At 63.5% G+C, this 8,086-nt stretch carries 10 protein-coding genes; 2 read left to right on the top strand and 8 right to left on the bottom strand.

The features are described 5' to 3' along the window. Positions 1-185: 185 nt before the first annotated feature. The 7 genes from CFB24_RS21930 to CFB24_RS21900 all read right to left on the bottom strand — a co-directional run bounded on the left by CFB24_RS21930 (position 186) and on the right by CFB24_RS21900 (position 4,971). Positions 186-488, bottom strand: a complete 303-nt coding sequence (locus CFB24_RS21930) for a hypothetical protein (protein WP_104469727.1) — start codon at positions 486-488, stop codon at positions 186-188. 65 nt (positions 489-553) lie between these two features. Then, positions 554-1,975 carry a pyruvate kinase gene (pyk, locus tag CFB24_RS21925; RefSeq protein ID WP_088522743.1) on the bottom strand — a complete coding sequence of 474 codons (1,422 nt, stop codon included), beginning with the start codon at positions 1,973-1,975 and terminating at the stop codon, positions 554-556. Between the two features lie 33 nt (positions 1,976-2,008). Beyond that, complete coding sequence (locus CFB24_RS21920) at positions 2,009-2,176, bottom strand: MOFRL family protein (protein WP_088522742.1); 168 nt, start codon at positions 2,174-2,176, stop codon at positions 2,009-2,011. A gap of 222 nt (positions 2,177-2,398) precedes the next feature. Beyond that, positions 2,399-3,148 carry an anti-sigma factor family protein gene (locus CFB24_RS21915; RefSeq protein ID WP_141098578.1) on the bottom strand — a complete coding sequence of 250 codons (750 nt, stop codon included), beginning with the start codon at positions 3,146-3,148 and terminating at the stop codon, positions 2,399-2,401. Further along, complete coding sequence (locus CFB24_RS21910; RefSeq protein ID WP_088522740.1) at positions 3,145-3,675, bottom strand: sigma-70 family RNA polymerase sigma factor; 531 nt, start codon at positions 3,673-3,675, stop codon at positions 3,145-3,147. Before CFB24_RS21910 ends, CFB24_RS21915 begins: the two co-directional genes overlap by 4 nt. An 8-nt stretch (positions 3,676-3,683) precedes the next feature. Continuing rightward, complete coding sequence (locus tag CFB24_RS21905) at positions 3,684-4,028, bottom strand: c-type cytochrome (RefSeq protein ID WP_088522739.1); 345 nt, start codon at positions 4,026-4,028, stop codon at positions 3,684-3,686. A gap of 4 nt (positions 4,029-4,032) precedes the next feature. Next, positions 4,033-4,971, bottom strand: a complete 939-nt coding sequence (locus CFB24_RS21900; protein ID WP_088522745.1) for a metallophosphoesterase family protein — start codon at positions 4,969-4,971, stop codon at positions 4,033-4,035. A gap of 181 nt (positions 4,972-5,152) precedes the next feature. Between CFB24_RS21900 and icmT the strand changes: the two genes are divergently transcribed. Together icmT and CFB24_RS21890 are read left to right on the top strand one after the other, a co-directional pair. Continuing rightward, a complete protein-coding gene (icmT, locus tag CFB24_RS21895) occupies positions 5,153-5,404 on the top strand; it encodes an IcmT/TraK family protein (protein WP_088522738.1) in 252 nt (83 codons plus the stop codon). 311 nt (positions 5,405-5,715) lie between these two features. Next, positions 5,716-6,468, top strand: a complete 753-nt coding sequence (locus CFB24_RS21890) for a DUF4142 domain-containing protein (protein ID WP_176440472.1) — start codon at positions 5,716-5,718, stop codon at positions 6,466-6,468. A gap of 335 nt (positions 6,469-6,803) precedes the next feature. Here the strand turns inward: CFB24_RS21890 and CFB24_RS21885 are convergent, their stop codons facing one another. Beyond that, the gene (locus CFB24_RS21885; protein ID WP_088522736.1) at positions 6,804-7,619 is read right to left on the bottom strand and encodes a hypothetical protein; all 816 of its coding nucleotides are present in this window, start codon (positions 7,617-7,619) and stop codon (positions 6,804-6,806) included. Between the last annotated feature and the right edge of the window lie 467 nt (positions 7,620-8,086).

The following is an 8,086-nucleotide window of genomic DNA, read 5'->3' as shown; positions in this document are numbered from 1 at the left end:
CGCTGCGATCGAGACCTCGATCGTCGGCTAACGCCTGACAGAGCTTGAACATGTGACGCCTCTGCGCAGCATGTGAAGCAAGCCTTTGCGACCGGTATCCCAGTGGGACGCCGGTCGTTTGCGTTTGACGCCTGGCGCGCCGCTCGACGCCCACGAGCGCGCGCAGGAGGTCAGCTTCGAGCCATTCAGCGCCGAAGGCCCTGAGCGTCGCAGAATTCCCGCCGGGGTCGAGCTGCTACGGGCGCATCGGCGGCAAGCGGACAGCTACCGAAAGACGGGTTCCAAAGGAGCGGCAGCGCGAAATAGAGCGCGATGCCGCCGACAATGATGGGGATCGGCGCGTCGAGCGCCTTGGCGTCCACGAATTGGACGAGACAAGCGCCCAAGGCGCCGCTCGGGAACGCCATGGCGACGCCCGCGCCGGCGGATTTCAGGTCCAGCCCGGTTTTCGCGTGACACTGATCGCCGCCGCCAGCGATCGTGTCCACGAACCACGAAACCCGCCACGGACGGCCGCGCCGCCACAAGCCGGCCAAAGGACGTCCGGCGTTCTTCAGGCGCCGCCGACCTGAACCACACGCAAATTATTGGTCGTGCCTGTTTTTCCGAAGGGAATGCCGAACACCACGACAATGAAGTTTCCTCGCTCCGCAAACTTCTCCTCGCGCGCCGTCTCAACCGCATGAGCAATCATTTCGTCATAGCCATGCGCGGCTTTCGAGTGGAAGCCCTGCACGCCCCATAACAACCGCAGGCGTCTTGAAATCGAGATGTTCGGCGTGATCGCGAGGATCGGCAGCACCGGCCGCTTGCGCGCGATGCGCGCCGCCGTGGTTCCCGAGGAGGTGAAGGCGACGATGACCGGAGCGTCGATGGCTTCGGCGAGATCGGCCGCGGCGGCGGCGACCGCGTGGGGCGGCGTCTGTTCCGTCACGGGCTGGGTGGCGTGCACGATCGAATGGTAGAGCTTGTGCCCTTCCGTGGAGCGGATGATGCTGTCCATCATCCGCACGGTCTCGACTGGGTAATCGCCGGTCGCCGATTCCGCCGACAGCATCACCGCATCGGCGCCATCGTAAATCGCCGTCGCCACGTCGGACGCTTCCGCGCGGGTGGGCGCGGGCGAGGCGACCATGGAATCGAGCATCTGCGTGGCGACGATCACCGGCTTCACCGCCAGTCGCGCGGCGCGCACCAGTTCTTTCTGGCGACCCGGCACGTCCTGGTGCGGGATTTCGACGCCGAGATCGCCGCGCGCCACCATGATGGCGTCGGCGACGCGAAGGATATCGTCGATATGGTCGAGCGCCTGGGGTTTCTCGATCTTGGCGATCAGGCCGGCCCTGTCGCCGATCAGCGCCTTGGCGTCGATCACGTCGGACGGCTTTTGCACAAACGAAAGCGCAACCCAATCCACCCCGAGTTCGAGGCCAAAGGCGAGGTCGGCGCGGTCTTTGGGCGTCAGCGGCGACAGCGCCAGCATGGTGTCGGGCAGGTTGACGCCCTTGCGATTGGAGATGATCCCGCCATAGATCACCTCGGCGTCGATGGCGTCGCGGCCGACGCGGGTGACGCGCACGCGCACGCGGCCATCGTCGATCAGCAGGTCATGTCCGGGCAGGACGGCCGCGAAGATTTCCGGATGGCGCAGGGGGATCGACTGCGCGTCGCCGTCAGCCCCCTCCGGCACGAACCGGATGCTTTCGCCCGCGCTCACGCTGATCTTGCCGTTCCTGATCGTTCCGACCCGGATTTTCGGCCCTTGTAGATCCTGAAGGACGCCAATCGGCGACTCCAGCTCGGCCTCCAGCGCCCGGATGGCCTGATGAACCTTGGCGTGATCCTCATGCGAGCCATGGCTGAAATTCAAACGGAAAGTATCGACCCCGGCGAGGAACAGTTTTTTCAACATCTCCGGCGATGAACTCGCGGGTCCGACGGTGGCGACGATCTTGGCTCTGCGGTGACGACGCATGAGAGTTCCTTTTCTGCTGAGAGTGCGCCGGTTTCAGTCGATCAGCACGGCGCGAATATCATGAACGTAGGCGAGGGTGAGACCAGTGCGAACGAGGTCGCCGATCCCATCGGAAAAGCTGTAGCTGTCGTGTGTCGAGAGCAAGACATGGGCGTCGAGGCCGGCGGTTTTCGCGCGCGCCCATGTGTCGGGCGGCGCGATGCGCGTTGTCTGTGGCGCTCGGGCCGGCCAGGGTCGGTCCGGGGGCCATCAAGGCCGAGTCGCGACTCTTGGGCGAGTCGAGATTCTTGGGATTGGCGCAAAGCGCCAAAATTGAGGGGCCGACCGGGCTTGAGCTCGGACGCACGGTCAGCAGCCGAAGGCGCCGGTCGCGGTGGCGCCGCTTCAACGGGCGCCGGTTGCAGGACGAATGCGAATTGTGTGTCAACGTCCCTCGCGTTCCTTCATCGTCGCCGTGCGGAAAAGTCCGACGAATTCCGCGAGCTCGTTCTGCGGCAAGTCGGTCACCGCGACATAGGCGCGGTCGGCGTCGGCCCAGCGGGCGACGTGAAGCCCGTTCAGGCTGGCGAAGGCGATCGCCTCCTCGCCCTTTCGCGGCAGTTCAGTGACGTCGATGCGATGTTCACGCGCCGTGTAAACAAGCGTAGGCGCAATGCGATCGCCGATCGCCTCGATTCTGCCGCCGGCCAGCGCATAACCCGACGCCGACAGGTCGACCGCCGCGACGGACAGCGGCGCGCGGCTGGCGAGCCAGGGCTTGACCACATGGCGGTTGCTGTTGGCGATATCGACGGTTTGTCCGCCGATCTGCGCGCGCGTGAAGGCTGAGACCAGAGCCTGCTCATCGCCCGGAACGCCCGAGGGCGCCCGCCACTGTCCCACGCCATAGCCCGCCAGCATGCCGACCAGCAGCGACGCCGCAAGGGCATAGGGCGGCGCGGCAAGTCTGCGGCGCGGCGGGGCCGCGAGGGCCGCAATTTTCGCGCGCAACGCAGCGGGCGCGGGTTCGACCGGCATGTGCTCGCGCAGCGCTCTGTCATATGCGTGGAAGCGGGCGAGTTGCGCGGCGAGCGCCGGATCGGCGGCGCATTCGCGCTCGAAGGCCAGCATCCCCTCGGCGTCGAGTTCGCCGTCCAGCGCCGCCTGCAGCCTCAACAGGGCGTCCTCACTCAATCCTTTTCTCCCATGCAGGCCGCGAGTCCGGCGCGGGCGCGGGCGAGCCGCGACATCACCGTGCCGAGCGGCGCCCCGATCGCGGCGGCGATCTCCTTGTAGGCGAGGCCTTGCAGCACGCGCAGCGCCAAGGCCTCGCGCAGCGCCAGCGGCAGCGCCGCAAAACATGTCCGGAGCCGCGCCGCGTCGTCTGCGGCGATGGCCGCCTGCTCGGCATTGGCGGAGAGGTCGCAGGCGGCGAGGGCGCCGGCGCGCTCCATGTCCTCGACATCCTCGCCCAGCACGTCCGGACGGCGGCGCTTGAGCAAGGTCAGCGCGCAATTGCGCGTCAGCGTCAGGAACCAGGCGCGCGGATGCTCGATCTCGTGTGTCTCCAGGGCCGCCAACGCCCTCATCGCGGCGTCCTGCACCACGTCCTCCGCGTCGGCGCGGCTGCCGGTGAGGGCCTTCGCCAGCGACCACGCCGCATCGAGATTTGGCGGCACGACGGCGTCAAAACGCCGCCGCGCCAGTTCACTCGCCGCCAAGCGTCCTCCTATCTGACGTTGGTCTTCAGATATTCGATGACGTCGGCGCGGTCCTGCGCCTGATCGAGATGATAGAACATTTTGGCGCCGGGCACGAGTTTTTGCGGATCGGCCAGCCAGGCGTCGAGCGTTTTTTCGTCCCAGGTCAGGCCGCTCGCTTTCAGGCCTTCGGAGTAGGCATAGTCGGCCAGCGACCCCGCCTTGCGCCCGAACACGCCGCGATGGCGCGGGCCGACATCGTTGCTGTCGAGCGAATGGCAGTCCTGACAGCCCTCATAAAGGGCTTCGCCGTGAACGGAGTCCGCGGCCATTGCAGGCGCGCACAGCAGGCCGAGCAGCACGATCCAGCGCATGGGTTTAACCCATCAACGGTTGATCGGTGATCGCCAGCGGGGCTCCGCCGGGCGCATAGGCTATGTCGGCGATGCCGAGCAACCCGCGCAACTGCCCCGCCGGAACTTTTAGCGGCCCGGGCGCGGGCGCTGCGCCCGGCGCCGGCTGCGGAAAGGCGGTGGAGCGGGCGGTGTGGAAAGTGGCGCGGCCCTCGACCTTCTGCATGACCTGATGAATGTGGCCATTCATGACGGTCACCGAAGCGAAGCGGGCGAGCAGCGCCATCAGTTGTTGCGAATCCTCCGTCCCCCAACCCCATTCCGGCGCGATCATCCACAGGGGCATGTGGCAGAACAGCACCAGCGGCGTCTCGGCGCTCTTGCCCTTGAGATCTTCGGCGATCCAGGCGATCTGGTCGGCGCCGAGATAACCCAGGCCCTTGGTCTTGAGATCGACCACATTGTTGATCGAGATGAAATGCACGCCCTTGTGGTCGAAGGCGTAGTAAGCGCCGTCGCGCGCGCCCTTGCCGAACCGATCCATATAGGCCCGGGCGGTGGCGGGATCGACGATGTCATGCTCTCCCGGCGCGTAAAAAACCTGGATGCCGAGTCGATCGATTGTCTTCAGGACCAGTTCGAATTGTTCGGGCTTTGCGGTGTGAGTGATGTCGCCGGTGTGAAGAATGAAATCCGGCTTGTGCGGCAGGGCGGCGATCTGGTCGAGCGCCTGGTTGAGCGTGGCGATCGGATCGGGATTGGCCGGCTTGTCGAAGCCGACGTGGGTGTCGGAAATCTGCGCGAAGGTGAAGCCGGCGTTCGCCGCTTGCGCGGAGTCCAGCATGCGCGAACCCGGCACGCCGCCCGCGACGGTCCACACCACGCCGAGGCCGCCCCAGGCCATGCAGTCGAGAACCTTGCGCCGGTCCCAGCCGCCTTCGGGTTTCACAAAACGGTCGCTCATGAACATGCTCCCTTGTCATCGTGCGATAAGACAGGGACTCGGGGCGGCGGCGGTTTATTCCCGCGATCTTCCAGCTTTTTGCAGAGGCGCTGCGGGTCTCAAGTCCGCGCGTGAAAAATTTCGTCGCCGCCGAGGTCGAGGAAAAGTCCGAAGGCGCTGCGACAACGTTGCGCGCATTGCGATGGGCGATGAAACCTGTGTCCGATATCGGCGCTTGCTCGACGCGCGCGCCTGTCTGCCGGTGCTCGTCTTCGTCGTCTCTTGGTCCTGGACGACCTTTTATATCGCGCTGACCGGCATGATTGCGTTCTCGGTGATCAGCTCGGCCGGCATGACCGTTCCCGTAACGTTGCGGTTGGTTCGCCGGGTTCTGGTCGGCCATGGCGGCGGCGCCGGACGGCCTATTGCCGCCGCGAAGAGCCGGAAGCCTTGACCGTCGCGGGGATTGCAGCCGAGTTTCAGCTGGAACTGGCGCCATCGGCTCATTGCAGTCTTACCGTTGGAAGTTCCTGCCGTCGGGAGTCGCCGCTTCAGCGGACGTTCAAACCGCACAACGAACGCGTCTTGAGGCGCAAAGCCCCGTTTGGCCGAAGTGGCTTGAACAAGCGTGACCTTCAAAAGTAATTTTATTTCAACATTCTAACGTAAGCGCGCTTTAGCGAAATGCGCTGGCGGAATGACAGAGAGCTCGGGAACAACAGGCTTGATACAAGGTTGGAACCTTTCAAAAATGAAAGGTCGATCATGAAGAAGGTATTCGTCGCCCCCACGCTGATCTTTCTGTTGGCCGGCGTCGGCTCCGCTCAGCACGCGGCCGCGCAGCAGGCCTCAAGCGGAGCGGCGCCACGCCGGCAGACCGTCACAGAGCAGGACAGGAAGTTCTTCGACGCTGTCGCCAAGGACAACCAGGCGGAAATTCAGCTCTGCCGCTATGGCGCGGAAAAGGCCCAATCTCCGGCGGTCAAGGCTTTTGCGCGCATGGTGGGGAATGACCACGAGGAGTTCCAGAGCAAGCTCGTCAAACTGATGCGCCCACGCACGGCCGCCCACGCGACGCCGCGCCCGCACGCCCACAGGAGCGCGAACGCCCATGTGCGCCACGCGCATCCGCATCACGCGCACCGTGCACATCCGCGTCCGCATCCGCCTGCGAATGCACAAGCGCCCGCCGCCGCCGCCCCCCCCGCTGCAACCGCGGCAACCGCTGCACCCGCTCAAGCGCAGCCGCCAAAAAATACCGAGGCGCAAAAGGGAAACGACCAACAGCATGACGAGATCCTTGCCAAGCTCAAGGACAAGAGCGGGGCCGATTTCGACAACGCCTTCGTGCAGGCTCAGATCGACAATCACGACCACGGCTTCATTGACAAGTTTGATGCAGGGGCCAAGTCCCGCGACAGCGAGAGCGTGCGCCTCCTCGCCCAGCAAGGCGCCGACCTCTGCAAACAGCACCTCGAATTGGCCAAGACGGTCAAGGAGACAATTGGCAAGCCCTGAGCCGCGAACCCTCCGACGGATTGCAGGGTCCAGGGTGTCGCCGCCGCTTCACGATCATTGGCGCATCCTCCAGATGATCTCCCTGAGTTTGGCGGCGGGAGCGCCATCACATTCCTGACCAAGGTTCGCCGAAGAGAGGGCGGATTGACCATGACATATAAGGGTTCGATCGCGGCCCCTGCGCCTTGATGGCGTCGGGCGCAGCGGCCGCGCGCGCCGAGGATCAGGCGAGTCCGGAGACGTTCATCGACGCGGTTGAGAAGAAAATCCCTTTCAGACGCCGACCTCTCGTCAGCGCCCAAAAACTTCCTTGAACCGCATTTCGTTCGATGGTCCTATCGCCTTTCCAGATACCACGTCGCGCGGCTGGAATCATTGTCGCACTCCGACATGTTCTGTACCGACGAAGAATCACTTTCCGGACTCTGCAGGCATCGACGGCCGTCGTACTGCCGGTTGAACCGGAGGGAGAGGTCCTGACCGAATTTAACGTAATTTCCAGCAGGCTGATAATCACCCTTCGGCTGATAGTCGCCCTTGGGTTGATATTCGCCCTTGAGCGCATAGTCGCCCTTCGGTTGATACTCGCCTTTGGGTTGATAGTCTCCAAGAGGCTGATAATTGCCTGCAGGTTGGTATTCCCCTTTGGGTTGATAATCCCCCTTGGGTTGGTATTTGTCCTTCGCGTCGTTCTGCGTGACGTATGTCGTTGTTGGAGCCGCTTTCCCCGCGACCATAACGGAGTAGCCAATCTGCGTGATTTTTCCGAGCGTTATAAACTTAACGATCGGGCGCGCCGGTGTTCCGTCTGAAATTCCGCTGGTCACGGCCGTGAGACTGACTTCGCCATTTTTCTGAACCGCAAATCCTGTGATGCTGAGTTCAACTTGAGCATGGTCCAGTTCAATTGAACCTACATTGAACTCCAAACAGTGCGAACCTGCCGTTTCTATGGCGTATGTTCCATGAACGATGTATGTTCGCTGACCAGCAAGATTAACGCCAGCATCAAAGCTGGTTCCAGTAACGATCTGGGCATCCTGGGGGAGCACGGCGCAAGCCTTGATCAGCTTGGGCGTTTCTTCAGCGCTTGCCGTTTGGGTCAAAGCAATGGCCGATAACAGAGCCAGTGGTCCAATATGGACTGTCATGACGTCCTCCGCGCAAGGATAATTTTAATAGAAGCCCCACCCGCCAGATTTTGGAGCGAGCGGCCAAAATTGCCATAGCGTCCCGGGCAAATATTTACGGAAAAGATCAGCAAGATCAGTAGCGTTGCTGGCCCAAGCGCCAAGTCTTGGTCTGCCAGCGTCCGCTGTCCACCAAAAAGCAGCCTCTTCCACGGCGCTGACGGAGGTCGCCCGTCCGCCGATGGCGCCCGTAGCAGCTCGCCCCCGGCTGGAATTCTGCGACGCTCAAGGTCTTCGGCGCTGAACGGCTCGAAGCTGACTCCTGCGCGCGCTCGTGAGCGTCGAGCCGCGCGCCAGGCGTCAAACGCAAACGACCGGCGTCCCACTGGGATGCCGGTCGCAAAGGCTTGCTTCACATGCTGCGCAGAGGCGTCACATGTTCAAGCTCTGTCAGGCGTTAGCCGACGATCGAGGTCTCGATCGCAGCG

Source organism: Rhodoblastus acidophilus (genome assembly GCF_900187365.1).
Lineage (GTDB): Bacteria > Pseudomonadota > Alphaproteobacteria > Rhizobiales > Beijerinckiaceae > Rhodoblastus > Rhodoblastus acidophilus.
Note: the sequence above shows the minus strand (reverse complement) of the source record. Positions and strands in the feature narration are given on the sequence as shown.